The organism is Snuella sedimenti, from assembly GCF_016428595.1.
GTDB classification, from domain to species: domain Bacteria; phylum Bacteroidota; class Bacteroidia; order Flavobacteriales; family Flavobacteriaceae; genus Snuella; species Snuella sedimenti.
Map to the genome: position 1 here is coordinate 78317 of NZ_JAELVQ010000005.1, position 21323 is coordinate 99639.

The 21323-nt window shown below is 35.0% G+C and carries 16 protein-coding genes and 1 pseudogene; 5 read left to right on the plus strand and 12 right to left on the minus strand.

The window, feature by feature from the left end:
• Positions 1-4 precede the first annotated feature (4 nt).
• Positions 5-1015, minus strand: a complete 1011-nt coding sequence (locus tag JF259_RS05670; RefSeq protein ID WP_199114442.1) for an endonuclease/exonuclease/phosphatase family protein — start codon at positions 1013-1015, stop codon at positions 5-7.
• A gap of 227 nt (positions 1016-1242) precedes the next feature.
• Here JF259_RS05670 and JF259_RS05675 point away from each other — a divergent pair, with 227 nt between their 5' ends.
• The 3 genes from JF259_RS05675 to JF259_RS05685 all read left to right on the plus strand — a co-directional run bounded on the left by JF259_RS05675 (position 1243) and on the right by JF259_RS05685 (position 5982).
• Positions 1243-4020, plus strand: coding sequence for a carboxypeptidase-like regulatory domain-containing protein (locus tag JF259_RS05675; protein WP_233164128.1), 2778 nt, complete (start codon positions 1243-1245; stop codon positions 4018-4020).
• Positions 4021-4178: 158 nt separating this feature from the next.
• Positions 4179-5597 carry a DUF5689 domain-containing protein gene (locus tag JF259_RS05680; RefSeq protein ID WP_199114342.1) on the plus strand — a complete coding sequence of 473 codons (1419 nt, stop codon included), beginning with the start codon at positions 4179-4181 and terminating at the stop codon, positions 5595-5597.
• Between the two features lie 7 nt (positions 5598-5604).
• A complete protein-coding gene (locus JF259_RS05685) occupies positions 5605-5982 on the plus strand; it encodes a hypothetical protein (RefSeq protein WP_199114343.1) in 378 nt (125 codons plus the stop codon).
• On the opposite strand, the pseudogene JF259_RS05690 reads toward JF259_RS05685, so the two are convergent.
• Positions 5983-6951 (minus strand): annotated as a pseudogene (locus JF259_RS05690) (endonuclease/exonuclease/phosphatase family protein).
• 76 nt (positions 6952-7027) lie between these two features.
• Between JF259_RS05690 and hflX the strand changes: the two are divergent.
• Together hflX and JF259_RS05700 are read left to right on the plus strand one after the other, a co-directional pair.
• A complete protein-coding gene (gene hflX, locus JF259_RS05695; protein WP_199114344.1) occupies positions 7028-8239 on the plus strand; it encodes a GTPase HflX in 1212 nt (403 codons plus the stop codon).
• Between the two features lie 291 nt (positions 8240-8530).
• Complete coding sequence (locus tag JF259_RS05700) at positions 8531-10780, plus strand: penicillin-binding protein 1A (RefSeq protein ID WP_199114345.1); 2250 nt, start codon at positions 8531-8533, stop codon at positions 10778-10780.
• A 109-nt stretch (positions 10781-10889) separates the two neighbouring features.
• Here the strand turns inward: JF259_RS05700 and JF259_RS05705 are convergent, their stop codons facing one another.
• The 10 genes from JF259_RS05705 to JF259_RS05750 form a co-directional block, all read right to left on the minus strand.
• Positions 10890-12140, minus strand: coding sequence for a YaiO family outer membrane beta-barrel protein (locus JF259_RS05705; RefSeq protein ID WP_199114346.1), 1251 nt, complete (start codon positions 12138-12140; stop codon positions 10890-10892).
• A 15-nt stretch (positions 12141-12155) separates the two neighbouring features.
• On the minus strand, positions 12156-14573 hold the full coding sequence (locus tag JF259_RS05710; RefSeq protein WP_199114347.1) for a sulfatase-like hydrolase/transferase: 2418 nt from the start codon (positions 14571-14573) through the stop codon (positions 12156-12158).
• 26 nt (positions 14574-14599) lie between these two features.
• Positions 14600-16030, minus strand: coding sequence for a glycosyltransferase family 2 protein (locus JF259_RS05715; RefSeq protein ID WP_199114348.1), 1431 nt, complete (start codon positions 16028-16030; stop codon positions 14600-14602).
• Between the two features lie 2 nt (positions 16031-16032).
• Positions 16033-17091, minus strand: a complete 1059-nt coding sequence (locus JF259_RS05720; protein WP_199114349.1) for a HEAT repeat domain-containing protein — start codon at positions 17089-17091, stop codon at positions 16033-16035.
• A 69-nt stretch (positions 17092-17160) separates the two neighbouring features.
• Positions 17161-17535 (minus strand): response regulator transcription factor, encoded by a 375-nt coding sequence (locus tag JF259_RS05725; protein WP_199114350.1) that lies wholly within the window; start codon positions 17533-17535, stop codon positions 17161-17163.
• 292 nt (positions 17536-17827) lie between these two features.
• Entirely contained in the window at positions 17828-18754 is a 927-nt protein-coding gene (locus JF259_RS05730; protein ID WP_199114351.1) for a DUF3078 domain-containing protein, read from the minus strand.
• 129 nt (positions 18755-18883) lie between these two features.
• Entirely contained in the window at positions 18884-19390 is a 507-nt protein-coding gene (locus tag JF259_RS05735; protein ID WP_199114352.1) for a DUF2480 family protein, read from the minus strand.
• 84 nt (positions 19391-19474) lie between these two features.
• Positions 19475-19801, minus strand: a complete 327-nt coding sequence (locus JF259_RS05740; protein ID WP_199114353.1) for an SUF system Fe-S cluster assembly protein — start codon at positions 19799-19801, stop codon at positions 19475-19477.
• A 76-nt stretch (positions 19802-19877) separates the two neighbouring features.
• Positions 19878-20300: a SufE family protein gene (locus JF259_RS05745; protein WP_199114443.1), complete on the minus strand. Its 423-nt coding sequence runs from the start codon at positions 20298-20300 to the stop codon at positions 19878-19880.
• 38 nt (positions 20301-20338) lie between these two features.
• Complete coding sequence (locus JF259_RS05750) at positions 20339-21121, minus strand: META domain-containing protein (RefSeq protein WP_199114354.1); 783 nt, start codon at positions 21119-21121, stop codon at positions 20339-20341.
• Positions 21122-21323: the final 202 nt, after the last annotated feature.

Here is a 21323-nt window from a genome sequence, read left to right on the forward strand (position 1 = left end):
ATGTTTAATTGCTCATTTCTTTTATTATATAAACGTATACAGGGAAGTGGTCGCTATATCCATTTGTGAATCCTTCATTTGAGAAACTTCTAAAAGGATACCCTTTATAGGAGCCCTGACTGGTAACTAAATAAGGTTTGTTATAAATACCCGCTTTAAAAAACTGAAATGATGAGTAGTCCTTATTTAACAAAGGACTTGTTATTATTATTTGGTCGAATAAGCTCCAGTTGTCGCGATATGCTGTTGTGCCCAGTCCATCTTTATACAGTTTTTCAAAAGGATTATAAAGTCCCTTGAGACCTAGTCTTTTGGGATTCTTTTTTGGATTTAAAATTGATTTTATACTTGGACTAATGGGGTCATCATTAAAATCGCCCATTATTAATATTTTGGCATATGGATCTATTATTTGTAGGGAATCCACAATGTGTTTTGTTAGTCTGGCAGCTGCTATCCGTTTATAAGAACTTCGTAATTCTCCACTACGTCGTGAAGGCCAATGGTTTACGATAAGATGAATTAATTCGCCTTCTAATTTGCCGCTTACTAATAGCTGATCCCTTGTATAGACCTGTTTCTTGGAAATATTATCATAAATATTTAGTTTATGATTGCTTGTTGACATGCGAGAAAATAATTCTTTTTGATATATAAGCGCAACATCAATACCACGTGCGTCAGGAGATTCATAATGAATAATGCCGTAATCTTTACGGGCTAACAGCGAATCGTTTACAATAGCTTCTGCAATGCTTCTATTTTCAATTTCGCATAAACCTATAATCGCTGGCGTATTGTTTGTGCTTTCATAACCTATATCGGCTATAACACGAGCCATGTTTTGTACTTTTTTTTTGTAAATGGCCGACTGGTTGGATTTAAGTTCCATAATCGGACTTAATTCATCAAGCTTTTTAGGGTCATTGATAGTATCGAACAAGTTTTCCAGATTGTAGAATGCTATGGTATGCACTCTATACTGTTTTACTTCTTGAGTATGTCCCCAAAACATAGACCCTAAAACTAGAGGAAGTAGAATAAAAACGTGTTTGTTTTTAACAGATCTAGGTGATTTAGACTTCTTTATAAACATGGTTTCATTTAAAAATTTTAGCATTATATTTTAAAAATAAGAAAAAACATTATATATTGTAAGAAATAGTGTATTGTATTTTTAGTTTGTGCATGATAATTAATGTTTTTTGTATATGTTTTAAAAAGAAGAAAAACATATTGGTTATGGTTTTATTAATGATTTTTACGTCGTTTTCGCAGGGCACTTTTATAAAAGGGGGTGTTATTGATGCAGTTTCTTTACAACCCATACAGGATGTATCCATAACCATTGAGTCAACGAAGCAGGCAGTATATACAGATGCTTCGGGAGTATTTATGTTTTCAGCCAAAGTTCCATTGGGAGAACAAATATTGAGAATTTCAAAAGTTGGTTATACTACAAAAAGGTATCCGATAATTGTGAATGAAAATGAAACCGTAAGCATTTTTGATATGACTTTGGAAAGGGCAGTTTCTGATATACAAGAGTTGTTCACTATTTCGTTATCTGATGATGAATTGGATAGTGATACTAGTGAATTTGATAATATTTCAGGCTTGTTAGTGTCTTCGCTGGATGTATTTCAAAGAACCGCTGCCTTTGAATTTAGTCCGTCGTTTTTTAAAATGAGGGGTTTGGATTCCAATAATAGTACTGTTTTAATCAATGGTATAAAAATGAACAAGTTTTATAATGGCAGACCGCAATGGAGTAATTGGGGAGGTTTAAACGATGTGATGCGGAATCGGGAGCTAAGTGCTGGCTTATCGCCCTCGTCTTATAATTTTGGAGGTATACTAGGAAGTGTTAATATAACCATGCGCCCATCACAAGTAAAATCAGGAGGGCGGTTAACCTATTCGTCATCCAACAGGAGTTATACCAATCGCCTAATGACAACCTATAGCTCAGGTTTGCAAAAATCGGGATGGGCTTATATGTTATCTATAGCCAGGCGTTGGGGTAATGAAGGGTATCAAGATGGGACATCATACAATGCTAATTCGTTTTTTGGTTCTGTTGAAAACGTAATAAATGAAAAGCACAGTTTGGGAATAACAGGAATTTATACACCAAGTAGAAGAGGTAAGTCGTCACCCAATACCCAGGAGGTTTATGATTTGAAGGGGATAAAGTATAACGAATATTGGGGCTGGCAGCAAGGGGAGAAACGAAATGCACGTATTAAAGAAGTGGTAGAACCTGTACTTATGTTTAACCACTATTGGAATCTAAATAATCAAGCCGCTTTAAATACCAATATAGCGTATCAATTTGGGAGTATAGGGAACAGTAGGCTGGATTATAATGGTACCGATTTGATTAATGGTATTCCAGAAGGAGGAGGAGCTAATCCGAGTCCAGCTTATTATCAAAAACTTCCCAGCTATTTTGAAAGAAATTTTCCAGATGATTTGGAATTTGCTTATGGTGCGCAGAAACAGTTTTTAAAAGATGGTCAAATTAATTGGGATCATCTATACGAAGCAAATAGTTTAAATGCTTTAAAAGGAGGAAATGCCATTTATGCATTGTATGAGGATCGTGTCGATGATAGACAACTTACACTAAATACAATATTAAACTGGGAATTAAATGACCATATAATTTGGAACGCTTCAATTAACTACAGGAATTTGAAATCTGAAAATTTTGCACAAGTGATTGATTTGTTTGGAGCGAGTAGCTATTTAGATATTGATGGGTTTGCAACCAATAGCGATGACGCTCAAAATGATTTATTAAATCCCAATAGAATGGTTAATGAAGGCGATCGGTTTAAATACAATTTTAACTTTTTAGCTCGTGAGATTAATACCTACATTCAAACTCAGTTTAGATATGCTAAAGTTGACTTTTATATAGCAGTTGGAGTTAATAATACGCAATACCGAAGAGATGGGATTTATAAAAATGGTGGTTTCCCCGATTACTCTTTCGGAAAAGGAAAAACGTTAACCTTTACAGGATTTGGTGTTAAGGGAGGCTTGACCTATAAACCAATTAGCAAACACATAATAGATGTTAATGCAAGTTATACTACCCGACCTCCTACATTACAAAATACATACTCCAATGCTAGGGAAAATAATAGTATTGTACCAAATATTTCTGAGGAAAAAACAGCAACTGTGGATGCCAGTTATATTTTGCGTTTGCCCTTTGTAAAAGCAAAGCTTACAGGGTACTATACTAAAATTGCTAATGCCAACACTATTTCATTCTTTTTTGCCGATGGTATTGGAGGCGATAATGCCGTATTTGTTCAAGAAATATTACAAGGAATTGAAACAAATCATTTGGGAGGTGAATTGGGAATAGAAGCCCAAGTAACCCAAACGATTAAATTAAAAGGAGTAGCATCGGTAGGTCAATTTACCTATGCAAACAACCCCAATTTATTTTTAACAACCGAAGCGAATGATGCCTCGAAGCAAGCAGGTTTTATAGATGGTTTTAAGGATTTTGGTAAGTCGTATCTGAAAAACTATAAACTCGCAGCTGGACCTCATAGGGCTTATTCCATTGGTTTTGAGTATCGCGACCCTGAATACTGGTGGTTTGGGGCAACTGCAAATATGTTTACCAATACTTATATAGATGTTAGCCCGTTAACCAGGTCATTAAATTTTACAACCGATTTTGATGGAAACCCTTTTAACGATTACGATGAAGATTTGGCTGCCGAATTATTAAAACAGGAGCAATTTGATGATTATATGGTAATCAATCTTGTAGGAGGTAAATCGTGGAAGGTAGGTAATAAGTACATCGGTTTTTTCGCGAGTGTCAATAATATTTTAGATAAAGTGTATAAAACAGGTGGTTTCGAGCAAGGCAGGAATGCCAATTATAGACAATTGAGAGATGATAATGCTTTAGAAACCCCTGTTTTTGATTCTAAATATTGGTACGGTCGTGGAACAACATATTTTATGAATCTATACGTCAGATTTTAATAGAAACTGATTCCATTCATAACAAAACTAATTAAAGAATTAATAGAGGTTTGTTATGCGTTTTTTGTTTTGACAGTTGCAAAGTCGCAAGGATGAAACTTAAATGGAAGGATATTCCAAAAAATAATATTATGTTTTGTATAATTAAAAATATAAGAATGGTTGTGTCACTATATACCATGCTGTTTTTGGTTGCATGTGTTAAGGACAATGATTATAAGATTCCAGATGTTTCCATTCAGGAACCTAACATTCCTTCAGATAAAATAACAAGTTTTCAAGCTATTAAATCCCGATTTGAGCAAGCGAAGGCGAATGAACTTCCTATAGCGATTATCAAGTCTGATGAAGAATTGTATATTGAAGGTTACGTGATTTCTAGTGATAAAGCAGGTAATTTTTTTGAAGAGCTAATAATTCAGAATAAAATGGATGATAGTAATCCAGATACAGACCCCAGGTTAGGGTTTAGGCTTTCTGTTAATGTAAGTAACTTGAGTGATACCTATGAGGTAGGAAGGAAAGTTTATGTTAAAATGAACGGTTTAACCGTTGGGGAGTCTAATGGAGTAATGGTAATAGGGAAAGGAGAAGGTATTCAGGTTGAGCAAATTCAGGAATATGAGTACAAGGATATTATTATTAGAAGTACCGAGATAGTAGAGCTGATACCCAAAGTTTCTACTTTATTAGATTTAACAGAAGCCGATGAGAATACATTGGTTCAACTAGAAAATATGCAGATCCATAGGCACCAACGGGGCTTTACCTATGCAGGAGAGGGTATTGATGAATTTGATGGGTTGAGAACTTTGGAAAGTTGTAGCGATATAGGAACCATTGCCTTGCAAACTAGTACATTTTCAGATTTTAAGTCTTTACAGGTGCCACAACTTAAAGGAACGGTAAAAGGCATTTTTGCGCGCGATTTTAGTGATGAACAAAATGTGTTAATTGTTAACAGTATTGCCGATATCAATTTTAATGAGGAAGCTAGATGTGATCCTACGGAATTAGATTGTGGTATAGCCTTGGAGGGTGGAACAGAAAATCTGTTTTTTGAAGATTTCCAATCGCAAACCAACAATAGATTAATTACTGGCAATGGCTGGACAAACTATATAGAAGTAGGCTCTGAAGGTTGGGAAGCTTTTACTGCAACAGGGACTAATGCATCGCTTGGAAGATCGGCAAGGATGCGGTCTGCTAGTTCGGGCGATGCGAGTAATATTGCATGGTTAATAACGCCTGCTATTAATTTAGATGGATATAATGAGGTGACACTGCAATTTAAAACATCCAGCAGCTTTGCTGATGGCAGTCAGATGGAGGTTATGTATTCTTTAGATTGGGATGGTCTTGAAGAGCATATTACTTCAGCTACCTGGGGGATTTTATCGGCAGGGTATATTGTTAAGGATTCAGATTTTTTTGGTGAGTGGTTCAGTTCTGGTAAAGTTGACTTATCTTGCGCAACAGGAACGATGTACATCGCGTTCAAGTACACTGGAAGTGGTAAATCAGCTTTCGATGGTACATACGAATTGGACGATGTGCGGATAGATTTTAAGCCATAACCATTACATGACGACTTTCGATACGCTATTTTTTCATTTTTTTCAACATTATAAAATCAAAAGGAATAAGAAAGCAAATAGCATTGCTATCTTTTATATTTCGGTATTGCAAATAGCCTTGTTGTTATTGTTGGGAGTCTTTTTTGCTGGGTTTTCCAGACAAATGCATATGAACACCATGTCCTCAGACAAAGCATGGACACTTTTTGTGATAATGAGTATCTTTATTTATTTCAAGAACTGGATACAATACAGCGGGCGAAAACGCAAGGTGTTAAACGCTAAAAATCTTAAAAATAAGAAACTTACCTATAATATTTGGTTGCTTTGGTTTTTGCCCATAGCCGTTTTAGCATTGGCTTTTGTTCTATATCAAGCAGTGTAGTTACTTCTTAAAAATAGCGTATACGGGAAAATGGTCGCTATATCCCCCTTTGTACTTTTTGCCAATATAGGTTCTAAAGGGTGTGCCTTTAAATTTTCCACTAAAAAGTTTTAAAAAGTCTTCGTCAAAAATATCGGCAGAGCTATACTCTAAAGTATTGGTAGTGCTTTTAAAGAAATTGGTTGTAAAGAAAACTTGGTCAAATAAATTCCATTGGCGGTTATGGTTTGTACTGCCTCGGTTATAAGACCGTAAGGTTTCCATTGGGTTAAATAGATTGTAGTTTTCAACTAGTTGTTTAATACTTCTACAAGAAGGGTCGTCATTAAAATCACCCATAATAACAATTTTAGGATTTGGCTCATTTTGCCGTAATAGGGTAATGATTTCACCAACTTTGTTAGATGAGGCCATGCGTTTATGTTCTGTTTCACTAGCGCCTTCACGTCTGGATGACTAATGGTTTACAATAAGATGAATGGATTCACCATCAAGTAAACCAGAGACTAGTAAAATGTCTCGTGTATAATCTGGAGTGCCGTCTTCATCTACCATATATACTGTAAACGTTTCAGATGAAACAACTTTAAAGGCGTTAGAGTCATACAGAAGAGCAACATCAATACCACGCTCGTCTAGAGAATCATAATGTATATAATTATAGTTGCAATCGCTTAAATGTTCCGATGCGATCAAATCTTCGATAACAGTAGCGTTTTCAACTTCGGCAAGGCCAACCAAAGCAGGATGTTTACTAGTTTCTTTTTTTCCTATGTTAGCTATGGCAAATCCCAATTTTCTAAGCTTATTTGCATAGCGTTTAGGAGTCCATTGCTTTGCCGATCTTGGTAAAAAGTCATTGTCGTTTGTATGTTTGTCGTCAGTTAGGTCAAATAAGTTTTCAAGGTTGTAAAACGCAATGGTTTGCATATCGTGACGTACTGTACTATCTTCGGTAGAATCGATCATAAATTTTAAAATCTGAGACTAAAATATAAAAATTAAAATGATCGCAATTGTGTAACTTTGTAGTTTAATTTTATTTATGTTAGAAAAGAAAGATGTTACTTTAGAGAAAGCCGTTTTAATAGGCATTATTACTAAAGATCAGGACGAAATTAAGTCTAAGGAATATTTAGACGAGTTGGCGTTTTTAACGTATACTGCAGGTGGTGATGTTGTTAAGCGTTTTACACAAAAAATGGACATGCCCAATCCTAAAACTTTTATAGGAACGGGAAAGATGGAAGATGTTCGCCAGTATATTGAGGACAATGATATAGGCACTGCTATTTTTGATGATGAATTGTCTGCCGCACAAGAACGTAATATTAGCAAAATACTTAATTGTAAGGTATTAGATAGAACCAACCTGATCCTTGATATTTTTGCGCAACGCGCTCAAACAAGTTATGCCAGAACACAGGTAGAATTGGCACAATGCGAATATTTACTACCGCGATTAAGAGGTATGTGGACGCATCTTGAACGCCAAAAAGGGGGGATTGGAATGCGTGGTCCAGGAGAAACCGAAATAGAAACAGATAGACGTATAGTACGCGATAAAATAGCGTTGCTTAAGGAACGTATAAAGACTATTGATAAACAAATGGCCGTGCAACGTGGTAATCGGGGGAAAATGGTACGCGTTGCTTTAGTTGGCTATACTAACGTGGGTAAGTCTACTTTAATGAATGTGGTTAGTAAAAGTGAAGTGTTTGCAGAAAATAAACTGTTTGCTACTTTAGATACTACAGTTAGAAAGGTAGTTATTCAAAATTTACCGTTTTTGTTAAGCGATACCGTTGGATTTATACGAAAGCTACCAACGCAATTGGTGGAAAGTTTTAAGAGTACTCTGGATGAAGTACGAGAGGCAGATCTTTTGTTGCACGTTGTAGATATTTCACATCCTAATTTTGAGGAACATATTGAGTCGGTGAATAAAATTTTGGGAGAAATACAAAGTGCCGATAAACCTACTATTATGGTGTTTAATAAAATTGATGCTTATAAACCAGAGTCTATTGATGCTGATGATTTGGAAACAGAGCGTACAAAAAAACACTATACTTTAAAAGAGTGGAAGCGTACTTGGATGGGCAAGGTAGGGAACAACGCCTTGTTTATTTCGGCTTTAAATAAGCAAAACCTAGAAGATTTTAAAAAGCGCGTCTATGATGAGGTTAGAGAAATTCATGTAACACGTTTCCCTTACAATCATTTTCTATATCCAGATTATGATGAAACTATTTAGAGACTGTTTAAAATTCGTTTTTGAAATTTGTTATAGGTCATTTTTTTGTCAATTAAGGCGTTAAAACCGGAGTTTAGCAGCGCTAAATGAGGATTTTCATAACGAAAAGTGGTGAAAAAAGGGGCATAACAAAACCAAAAGGTGGAATTTAAACAGTCTCTTAATCGTAAATAATTCTTTATTACCGAATTGGTATGAGATAAAATATATAGGAATTTATTAAATGTAAGTCTATTATAACCTTTTTTACGTAGTTTAATTATGGACATTGTATAACATAAATGTTAATATGTGAAATTAATTGTGTCGTTAATTAAACGGAAATGGGTTAAATGGGTATTTGTAGTTGGTTTGCTCACCTTAGGCTTTTTTACAGTTATCTATATAAGTGTGTTTTTAGGGGCTTTTGGTAAGTTACCTACAAAGCAAGATCTGAGTTCTATAAAGCAATCGGAAGCAACCCAACTTCTGGATACGGAAGGACGTTTAATTGGTAAATACTATATTTATGACAGGCAACCTTTAGCATTTGCCGATTTTCCTAAACATTTGATAGATGCACTGGTAGCTACCGAAGATGTACGTTTTTATGAACACGATGGGGTAGACAATGTGAGTTTACTGCGTGTTTTTGTTAAGAGTATTATTTTGCGTGATCGATCGGCAGGAGGCGGTAGTACTATTACCCTGCAACTCGCTAAAAACTTATTTGGAAGGAAGGACTATGCTATGTTTAGTATGCTTATTAATAAGTTTAAGGAAGCGATTATTGCTAAACGTATTGAAGACATATACTCTAAAAATGATATTCTTACCATGTATTTTAATACGGTTCCCTTTCCGGATAATACCTATGGCATTGAAAGTGCATCGCGCAAGTTTTTTAATAAGCCGGCAATAGATTTGAATTACTCGGAAGCAGCCACACTTATAGGAACTTTAAAGGCTACGAGTTATTACAATCCAAGATTGCATGCCGATAGGAGTGAATCAAGAAGAAACGTTGTATTTCAGCAAATGCAGAAATATGGTTACCTGTCACAAGATGAGGTAGACTCATTAAGAACCCAAGAATTGCTTATAAATTACAAGTCGTTTAATCATGATGTAGGTTTAGCGCCTTATTTTAGAGAAGCGGTTAAAAAGGAATTAGCAGCTATTTTAGATACACTAAAAAAGTCGAATGGTGAAGCATATGATTTATATCGTGACGGGTTGGTTGTGTATACTACATTAGATTCTACGATGCAAGCTTATGCCGAAAAAGCAACGAAGGAGCATCTTACAAGTTTGCAAATAATGCATGAAAAATCCTTTGGGAACTACGCACCGTGGCAAAATGAAAAAGTGGTAAATGCAGCATTAAAGAATTTGCCTGTTTACCAAAAGTATAAACAAGCAGGGCTTACCGAATCCCAGATTTTAGATTCTTTATCGACAAAAAGAAAAACCGAATTGTTCGGTTGGGAAGGTGACACCATTCAAAACATATCGGTTATTGATAGTTTAAAGCATTATCAAAAATTTTTAAGTACAGGAATGCTTTCCGTAGAGCCGCAAACAGGAGCGATTCGCGCTTATGTTGGAGGTATTGATTACCGTTTTTTTAAGTACGATCATGTTTCGCAAAGCGAAAGACAGGTTGGATCAACATTTAAGCCATTTGTATATACCGCAGCAATTGAGGACGGCATGAAACCATGTACATACTTTTCATTATCGGCAGTAACATATACCGATTATGATAACTGGACACCAACAAATTCAGATGCAAAAGAGGAAGATCCATATCTTAATTACAATTTAGAAACGGCCCTGAGCCAATCGGTAAATACCATTGCTGTAAAAGTCTTAAATAAAGTTGGAATAGAAAAGGTTGTTCAACAAGTTGAAAAAATGGGCATAGATAAAGAATTGCCTAAAGAACCGTCGTTGGCTTTAGGTGTAGCCGAAATAAATTTAAAAGACTTAACAGGTGCTTATGTAAGTTATGTAAACAATGGTAAACCGGTGAAGCCCTATGCAATTACAAAAATAGAAGATAAGCACGGTCACGTTATAGCTTCTTTTAAACCTGAAATAGCTGAGGAAGCAGCTTATAGTGATTATACGCGAGAAGTAATGTTGCAAATGATGCAGTCTACCGTGAATAGCGGAACGGCCGCGCGACTTCGCTCATCCTACAATTTAAAAAATGCTATTGCAGGAAAAACGGGAACAACACAAAACAACAAAGATGGTTGGTTTGTTGGTGTTACGCCAAAATTAGTTACCGTAACCTGGGTGGGTAACGATAACCATCGTATTGGTTTTAAATCAACTAGTATTGGACAAGGTGCCAATTCGGCGTTGCCGATTTTTGCCAAATTCTATCAGAAGTTAAATGCCGATAAGCAGTTTAATAACATTACCAAAAGCCATTTTGAAAAACCATCGCAAGAGGTTTTGGACGATTTGGACTGCGAACCGGAAAAGCGCGATGGGTTTTTTAAAAGGCTTTTTGGTGGTAGTAACAAAGAGAAAAAGTTTAATCGGAAGTAAATTACAGGAAGTAAGTCTACGAGGCATTCATTAGAAAAATATTTTGATTTAGAGGCAAGTTTTGGAGCATTTAAACCCTGCCGCAGACAGGCTCGATAATAGCGTAAATTTACCTAAACTTGATATTCCAAGATAAACCAACATCAAAAATCCAGAAATAGTTGCCAGGATCGAAACTTATTTCCTGATGTACTACACCAGTTCGGATGCCCCAAGCGTTTTTATCGTTTTTGGAAGTGAAAAAATAGCCTAAATTTAGTTTTTGGGATTTTAGGTTGATGATGGCATTTTCGTTGTCTTCAAATGCAAATCTGTAAACTTCGGGAGAAAACCCTATGCCACCGTCAATACTAAAATAATTATTGGCATCTTTTCTGTATTTTCTATAGTTTAAGGTTCCGGATATACTCGATCCAGAATCACTAGGCGTTAGGTACGAGCGCAACGACCAATAGCTGTTACCAGTATACCAGCCTACAGACCCAGTAAAAATAGTGGTGGTTTCACTGTATTGTAATGCCCTGAAACCTAAAGAGGCTTCAAAACTTTTGGGTAGTGATTTATACATTTCGGCACCGTATCGAATGTCTGGGTATAAAAATGAATTGGATACACCAAAATTCGCATAAGCATACAAGCCTTTTGTTATTTTAGGGTACAGGTCTACTTCAAATTGAACGCCATTTTCAGAAAAACGTCTGCTAAAATTTACTTTGGCATTTAAGCTCCCGTATTTTGTTTGCCTACCATACTGTAATAAGTAATATTGCATGGGGTCAAATACTTCGGAATATATTTCTACAGTAGCTCTAAGTCCTATCGTATTGTGGCTTAATTTATTGGTTAAGCTGTTTTTGTAATTTTCGGCCTTTTCATGAGTTGGGTGTTTCGATAGTAAATATGTTATGGTTTCTATTGCTGTTTCTGGCTTGCCGAGATCGTCTTCTGCACTCGCTTTTAAGTATAATAAGTCTGGATTTTCAGGAAAATATTTTAAGGCCTTATTTGCCATTTTTAATGCGTCAAAAGGAGCATCATCATATAACTCATTTTTAATAGCTGCTTCCCAAGTGTCTTCACGATCTGGATCATTTTTTAATACATATTCAAACTCTTTTCTAGCATTTTTATAATCACTATCCCATGAATAGGTGCTTGCTAAAAATGAACGAATGTCATGATAGTTAGGGTATTTTGTTAATATAAGTCTTAGGGTATCTTGTGCTTGCTTTCGTTGTTTGTTAAAAGCTAATTCTCTAGCCACTTCGAAAGCAGCATCAGGATCGCCATTAAAAGTCTTTTCTTGGCCGTAAAAACAAAAAGTAGTTACAAAAAGTAATATAAACAGGGATTTATTCATGTTAGCTAGTAACCTTTATTGTAAGGTCTTTTTAAATGTTAAGTATTCGGAATTATTTGGGTGTATTTTAATAAGGCTATCTATAATGGTATTAGCGCGTTCGGTATTTTCTAAGCGTTTGTAAGTATGGGCCATTTTATAGCCCAAATTAGGGTTTGCAATGTTGTTTTTTAAGGCTTGCCTATAAATTGCTTCCGATTTTTCTTCTTGTTCGGACCACCAGTACAGGTCTAATAAAGCCAGATAGCTATCGTAGTAATATGGAGATCTTTTAATCACATTTAATAATTCCAATTCGGCAGTTGCATAATCGCCATCCCAAGCAAGTGTACGACCTTTTAAGGTTCTTGCATCGGAGTGATTGGGCAGCTCGTTCAAAATGTAATCACAAAGTAATCGGGCAGTATCCCGTTCTTTTTTAAAGGCTTTATCTCGGGCAATTTCAAATGTTTGATCAAAATTTAGGCCATTGGTTAGTGTATTGATCATAGCAAGTTGTTCTTGCGAAAAATCAATGCTTGGTTTTACATAAATATTGAGTGAATCTGGAAAAATCTTATTGCGCTGGGTTACATAAGCATTCATCTTTTTAAATGCCATTAAAGAATCGGCCATGGTTTTAATAATGGCTTCTTCTGTAACTTTATAAGTTCCAAAGTTTTCATTTACCTTATAGAGTTCCCCATCAGAATATAGGTAATCTTTGTACATAAAATCATTAATGCTACCCTTATAGCGCATTAAAGGTATTTTGTGGGTGTTTCTAAAAGCTTTTGTTGTATCCAGACCCTCACCCATCCAGGCGGTTTCTCCTATGTCATTAAATTTATAATTTGCTTTTAAAAATGAAAGCAAGCTAGGTGCTACATCCCAATGTGAAGACACCGACTTGAATTTTTCTGGTTGTTTCAACATGGGACTATAGATGTATAAAGGGACATGAAACCGACATAACTTGTCTTTTTGGGCTATGGGAATGAGTCTGTGATCTCCTGTGATTATAAAAATAGTATTGTTGTAATCATCCCTTTTAGCATAAGCATTCATAAAATTTTTAATGCTGTTGTCGGTATAAAATAAACTAGTATAGATGTCTTTATGCTCAACAATATCGTCTTTAGGGGTGTTAAAGTTGTCGGTTGAATTTAAGATACTGTCTACCTTTTTTTCGTAGTAAGTTTTATTGGGGAAATTAAAAGGTTCGTGGTTAGAGAGTGTCATGATAATATCTAACCTTGGTTGTTGATTTCCGTCCAGTGAGGCCAGTGTTTTTTTGAATATTTCAGCATCTGGATAGCCCCAGGAAAAGCCTCCGGAATTGGCTTCTGTTTTTATATATTCTGGGCCGTATTTGTTTTCGTCGATAACATTGTCAATGTCATTATATTCAAAAAAGTTAATTTTTTTATCGAAACTGGATTGGTCTCCCGAATAATAAGAGGTTGTGTAACCATTAGTTTTTAGAACACTAATAAGGGATATATGGGATGGTGTTTTTGGAAGTTCTAAAAAACCCGTTTCTCCAAATGGTAGCGACCCTAATAGGGATGGAATAACGCCAAATGTGCGTCCTGTTGTGCTTAGAAAATTTTCCCAATACAGTGATTTTGAAATTAAACCGTCTAAATATGGTGTGAAGCCACTATACGTTTTGTCTCCAATAAATTCACTGCCAAGACCTTCTACTATTACGACCACTATGTTTGGCTTTTTTTCTTTAACATTAAAAAAAGGAGACAATACATCTTTTGATGTACTGAATGGCTTTAGTAAAGGGTAATCATTTCTATTAGAGAGATTATAGGCACTTAACTGTCTTTTCTCCTTTTGGAATTTTATAATGTCATGTGTTAAAAAAGCTATTTTGTTTTGGAATTTTGCTTCAGAAACATTGGTAAGTGCTAGTTTTAAACTTCCAGAGATTAAAACCAAAAGCACTCCAGCTCCAAATAATACATTGTTGGGGATGTACTTATTGATTATTCTGAATAAGAATAAGAATAGAGCAGGGAATATTATAAAAGGAATAAAGTAAGCGATAGAGAAAGATTCTGAAGCTGAAACGGTATTAAAAATATCGTCAAGCGAATAACCTAATAAATCGGCCCCTAAATTTAGCAATGTGGTAAGGCTGTATTTTACCAATGAAAACTGTATTATTACAATACATGTGAATAGTATTTTTATGATGGTGTATGACCATTTTTTGGAAAAACCATTGATGAGTATGTAAACAGGAGCCAACAAAGCTCCTATTATAATACCGCACCAAAAATCATTGACTAATTTTATTGCTGCAGCTAATAGAATATGGGAGTTGGTTGTATTCGAAACAATAACTTCAAATAAACTTGTAAGCCACATTGCTGCTATAAGGGCGACACATAATTGAAGGTATTTATAACTTTCCTTGATTTGAAAACGAAATGTCATGAAATTTTTTTTTTGAAACTGTTTGATTAAGTTGTTGCTAAGCCTTTTCTAACCATATTTCCCCATTTCTTTTTCTTGTTAAAGAAATAGTCAAAATTTCCACGAATAGCGGCATATAATACAAATGGGTGTAATAGGAAAGGTTCTAAAGCACTCAATAGTACTAATTTAAAACCGGTACCTTTCTTTTTGTATTGGTGAAAGGTTAACTCTTCCGAATAAATTGCAATAATGGAAAACAACACAGAGAACATATACGATAAAACTAAAAATGATAACGCATATTCCCATTTTACCTCTTGTAGTATAACTAAAATAGCAAAGTAAATTAGACCAATAACTTCTATAATTGGTGCCATACGCTCAAAAATAAGCCAGTAAGGATAGCTTAACATACCAAAGGAACCGTATTTAGGGTTAAAGCCAATTTTACGATGCTTTTTTAAGGTTTCAATGGTACCTCGAGTCCATCTGTTACGTTGGGAAATAAATATTTTATAACTGTCTGGTGCTTCTGTCCAACACAAGGGGTCTGGAATATATGAAACTCTGTATTTTTCATTTTTTTCTTCCATATACCGCCGCATACGTACTATAATTTCCATGTCCTCGCCAACAGTATTGGTATCGTAACCACCAACGGCAATGGCTATTTCCTTGTCAAATATTCCGAATGCTCCAGAGATAACTAATAAGCCGTTTAGCCTGCTCCATGCCATACGACCTAGTAAAAAGGCTCTTAAATATTCTAATATTTGCGACTGAACCAGTAAATTCTTCGGTAAATTAACATCTATAAGTTTACCTCCTCGAATAATACATGAATTGGCAATTCTTATAACCCCTCCAGCAGCAATAACCCTAGTGTCTGTTTCGTCAAGAAATGGTTTTATCATTTTTTGTAGGGCATCTTCAAGCAATAGGCAATCCACATCGATACAAGCAACATATTTACTTTTGCTAATGTTTAATCCCATATTCAAGGCATCTGCTTTACCACCATTTTCCTTATCTACGACCATAAGCTTTTCGAACGCAGGATTTTTAGATTTAAATACCCCGGCACGCAGTGGTTTGGTCTTTATTTTATCATTAACGATATAGTCTATTTTTTCTAAATCGTATGCTTCAATAAGTCTTTCTAAACTATCATCTTTGCTACCATCGTTTACAATAATTACATTATAATTTACATAGTGATTGGATAAAAGTGACCTAACATTTTCTACCACGTTAAGACTTTCGTTATAAGCGGGAGCAATAATGGTTATGGAAGGCGACATGGCTGAAGATAAAATGTCCTTATAATGAACAAAACTGTTTTTTTTAAGGTATTCGAGTGTTTCCTTGCCTGAAATAATCGATAATATAATATAAGATACAATGGCAAGGAAAGCATATCCAAAAAACAAAAAATGGAGTATTTGTAAAATGATTTTAACTGTACTAGTATCCATAGTTATAAGGAGTTTACTAATTTTATCATGGACGAGTCTTTCTCGTTTGTTGCTGTTTGGCTTAATCCCATGTATTTGTCAATATTGATGGATTTCAATATTTTAAGTGCTAAAAGCTGAATTTCAAAGTTTTTATGGAACAGGTATTTTTCAACAAAAGGTTCATCAGTAGGCATTACTAATTTTTCTAACATGCCAAAGAAACAGATCTGCTCTTCTAAACTAAGGTCGTTAAAGTTTGCTTTTAATAGTTCTTTTGCTTCAACACCGTATAAATGAGTTAGTACTTGAATGGCAGTTATTCTAATTTGTTTTTTAGGGTGTGACAGTAATTCCATTAAGGTGTCTTGAACTTCAAATTGATTATAGATTTGGGCTAATTTTAAGGCAAATAGAACTACAGAGTCATTCGTTGATTTTAACCAAGGTCTAATATCACATATTTGTTGGTCGTCAAATTTTTGTAAGGTTTCCAGTAATTGTATTTGTGCCCATTCAGAAAGCGGTGTTGTTAAATTGTTTAAAAAGGAGAGCCCTTCAAATCTAAATAAACTCACTAAATACAACTGTGTTTCTTTACGGACTTCACTTCTAGGATGATTTACGAATTTTGAAACTTTATGGTGTACTTCATCAATTTTAAACCGTGTAAGTTCGCCAATACCTTTGGCAATGATATGCCAACGTTTGCTTTCTAAACGTTCTAATGCATAACGTATGAGTCCGGTTTTGTAATACAATAGTTTAATGGAGTCCGACATTTCGCCAGACACCTCATTCATTAAGTTGTATAATACAGATATAATTATTTTTCGTTTAGCCTTTATTGGAACCGACACTTTTATTTTTTGAATGATAGATTCCTGTGTGGCGTTCATTTCGCCCAATGCATCTCCGGAATAAAGATATTCTATAAGGGAAGCTTCATATTCATTTTTAAACTGAGTGTTCTCCTTTTCTTTTTTTCTAAGATGATAGCGCATTATTTTTAGGTAGATAGAAAGTAAAATAATGGCTGTTATCAAAACACAACTAGCAACCCAAGCTATTTGAATTAGCAAAGGAGATTCTTTAAAATGGGATATAAGGGGTTGGTAGTTAATCATTTGGTGAGAGAGGTGAAGTATAATTTAGCTTATTGCTACTACTGTAAGTAATCGTTTTACTCTAATGACCAGTTCATTAGGGCTAAAGGGTTTTCCCATAAAATCATTAGCCCCTAAATTAAAAGCTTTAAGGACCATTTCTTCCTGACCGGCAGCCGAGAAAACGATTATTGGGGTGTCCATATCTAGCTTAATCCGAACGTGACTAATAACTTCGAGACCACTTATAAAGGGCATCATAATATCGGTTATGATGAGGTCTGGCTCATGAGCTTCTATAAGTTCTGTAGCTTCTTTGCCGTCTTTTGCCATGAATAACGTATAGCCTTCTTTTTCCAATCTAAACTTTAGTAGCAAGGAAAGCGTTGTGTTATCTTCTGCTAAAACAATTTTCTTCATATTAGTAGGTGTTAGTTCAAACGATTTGGTTTCTAAAAATTAATTGGTTGTTAATTTTTAGTTTTGATTATGGTTCTCCGTTTAAATCGGGTGTAAGATACAAAAAAATCGATGAAATGCAAAAAAAACAGATAAAATGCGAATACGTGAGTAAAAGTGCATAAATAAAGGGATTGAGAAATTTTAAATGTTGTAAAGTCTCATGTTGTTAGTTGTTTTGTGAGATTGTTATTGCAAAAAAAATGCGTTTCTGTTCAAGAAACGCATTTTATAATGTAAGACGATGTTGTTTTTAGAACTTGTAATTAAGTCCCAACATCCAATAGCTTTGCAAGTCGTTATCTACACTATCGAATGTTTCATTTGTATTTCCTAGTGTGTTGATTGCATAATTTAAAGCTTCTTGCTTATTGTCCCTTAAGCCAAAATCAAATCCAACACCAATCATTTTCCATAAGGTGTAACCAAATGAATTGGTCCATGTCCAGTTGGATAGATTGGAATCCTTGTAGCTTTGAAACATAGAGAGGTTGGATTTAAAATTTACAGCGCCAATTTTTTTGGTGTAGTCTGCAAGGATTTTGGCTCCCATTGACGAATCGAAAATGGTTGTTTCGTTGCTAAATACAAAGTTGTAGTTTAACGGGTGTACAACTACTACTAGGTCTTTAATGGGTGTCCAAGTGCCACCAACCCCTAAATCCAAATAACCAGGATCGTTAAAATTACTCAATATCGTCGTCCGGTATTCTACTAGTCCAGAAACTGCAATTGTTTTACTTAGCTTTCTACCATATAAAGAAGTGAGGTTAAAAACATCGGTAGCTTCTCTAAAATCCTCGCTGTCATTAGGGTTGTCCTTGTCGTCTAGTTTAACCCATGAGAGATTGATTTGAGCGGCATTTCTCCAAAAGAATTTTTCTTGGTTTAAATTTGCAAAAGCGTTAATTGTAAAACCAATATTTCCTGAGCTGTTATTGGGAGTGCCTTGGGCGTACCAGTTTTTAAAGTTAGAAATGCTACCGCCTATGGTACCAAAAGCACCTTTTTTCCACCCTGGTAAACCATCTATTTGAGATTGAATCGCTTTTACACGTCCTTGTACTGCTTTAAGAGAGTCCTTTTCAACGGCTAGTTTTGATTTTAATTCATCTAAGGTTTGTGCTTTTATCGAAAAAATACCGATAAAAAAACTAAGTAGTAGTAATTTTTTTTTCATGTTTAATAATGATATTTAGGGAAAATAAATTGTTGTATTTGTTTAACCATAGCACCACTTTATAATTATAAAGTGGTGCTATGGTTATTAAGACCCTTTTTTAGTAATAGGTCACAGTAAATATAATAATTATTTGTTTTTGAATAATGGAACAGAAGAGCAAGCCTCTCCGTACATGATGGATTTTGCTATGGGTTTAAGTTTGTTTGCTAGCATGATATACGCATTTTGGGGAACAGGTTTATTGGAACACCCTTTTATGATAACTGGTTTGTTCTCGAATTCAGAAATATCTAGACCATTTATAATGTCTTGATAGATGGCCGTTTCTAAATGCTCCAAGTCGCCAATAATAACTTTTTTAGCAAAAGTTTCTAAATAGATACCCAAAAGCATATAAGCCCAACCTGGAATAATGGCATCGCTACTACATGTTAACGCTACGTAATTGTCTTGGTATTGCTCCCAATTGTAATTGGCAGCTTGTTCTCTAAAGTCTTTTTCTTTTAATACAAAGCCTTCGAAAAGCCAGTCTTTAATGTCAAATAATAATCGTGCTCCTTGAGGATAGTAGTCTTCAAGGTCAATAGTAACAAGTTTACTATTTGCAACGCGATTTACAATTTCATCTTTCACAAGTGTATACTGCTAATTTTTTTTTGCCGCAATTAAACATGTATTTTGATACTGCCAACTGCTACTGCACACTGCCAACTAATTTTATAACATCCCCAATTCTAATTTAGCTTCTTCGCTCATTAAATCTTGACTCCAAGGTGGATCGAAAGTAATTTCTACTTCGGCACTCTTTACATCGTCAAGCGATTTAACTTTTTCTTCAACTTCTAGAGGGAGTGTTTCTGCTACCGGACAATTAGGTGTTGTTAAGGTCATTAAGATTTTCACATCGTAGTCTTCATTAACAAAAACATCGTAGATTAAACCTAGTTCGTAAATATCTACAGGTATTTCTGGATCGTAAATGGTTTTTAATACGTTTACTATTTTTTCTCCTAAAGCATTTGTATCTATTGTTGTTTCACTCATCTTATAAATTGTTATATGTTAAGTTGTTTGTTGTTTAGTCGTGTCTTTCTAAACAACTTCACTACAAAAAACTCAACTAATTAAGTTGTGTTTGGTATGCAATCGCATACATTTTAAGCTGTTTTACCATGCTTACTAAGCCATTGGCTCGTGTAGGCGATAAATGTTCCTTTAAGCCTATTCTATCTATAAAATCGGTGTCGGAATCAATAATATCCTTAGGATGTTGCTCTGAAAACACACGAATTAAAATAGCAATGATGCCTTTTGTAATAATAGCATCGCTGTCTGCAGTAAAACAAATTTTATCGTCATGCATTTCGGCATGTACCCATACTTTACTTTGGCAACCTTTAATTAGGTTACTGTCGGTTTTGTATTGGTCGTCTATTAAAGGTAATTCTTTACCTAAATCGATCATATATTGATAGCGTTCTTCCCAGTCGTCGAACATGGAAAACTCATCAATTATTTCGTTTTGTATCTCTTGAATGGTCACAGTCATAATTTTAAGCAAAAATACAACAAGAAATATTGTTATTCAATGTTTTGACCAATTGATAAGATTTCTTTAACAAGTACTTCAATGGCTTTGGGAGGTTTGCCATGATCGAAGTTGGAGGACTCATAGCTAACATTGTTGTAATTAATCTTTAACTTTCCTATAGCTGCTCCGTCATAAAAGCGAGCTTCTGTTGGTGCTTTTAGCTTGGGTAAGCTATCGAGTGGTATGTCTTTTAAGAGAGAAATGAGTTTTTGCCAATCGGCTTTGCTGCAGGTCTTTTTGATTGGCTTAGAATTTCTGTCTTTTTTTACTGAAATAGTAGATTTACTAATTGTAATGTCTTCAAATTTACCACGGGATAGTGCTGAGTAATTAAAAACAGTTTCATTCCCTTGGGACTTTGTGGCTGTTATTATTATGGTATTGTCCTTTGCAAGCTTTAATAGTTCACCATCAATTATTACCCTGTTAATTTTTGATAAAGCATCGTGTATTTTAGATTCAATGGTATTGGCTGTTTCTCGACAAAGCATTTTAGTTGAGGCCAAGGGACCAACTTCTATGGTGTTGGCTTCTAATGTATACTTGCCGAAGAAACGATTGCAACCTGAAAATCCTGAAAGTTTTTGCTCTTGATCGTTAAAATCGATAGAGAGGTTATTCATGATTACATCCAAATCATATAATGTGGTAATATGGTATGAACCATTAAGTTTTGTTATGTTATTGTTGTTGGATTGGCCAGCCATCGTTTTGGTTGTATTACCGCAAGTATTCATAGCAATAATAACCAGTAGGGTTAAAGTAAGTTTCATACGCTTGTTTTATTTGTTTTTAATCAAAAAGAATTCCTCGACGCTCAGCGTCGGGGTTTCCGTTGAAATTGTCATTCCCGTTAAAACGGGAATCTAAATACAGAATTTCGGTTTTTGGCCTTGTGAGGTCAAAATGAAACGAGTGAAATACCCCTATGGCTCTGCCTCGGGGATAGTTCGTTTCAAGAAATTCTTTATTTGG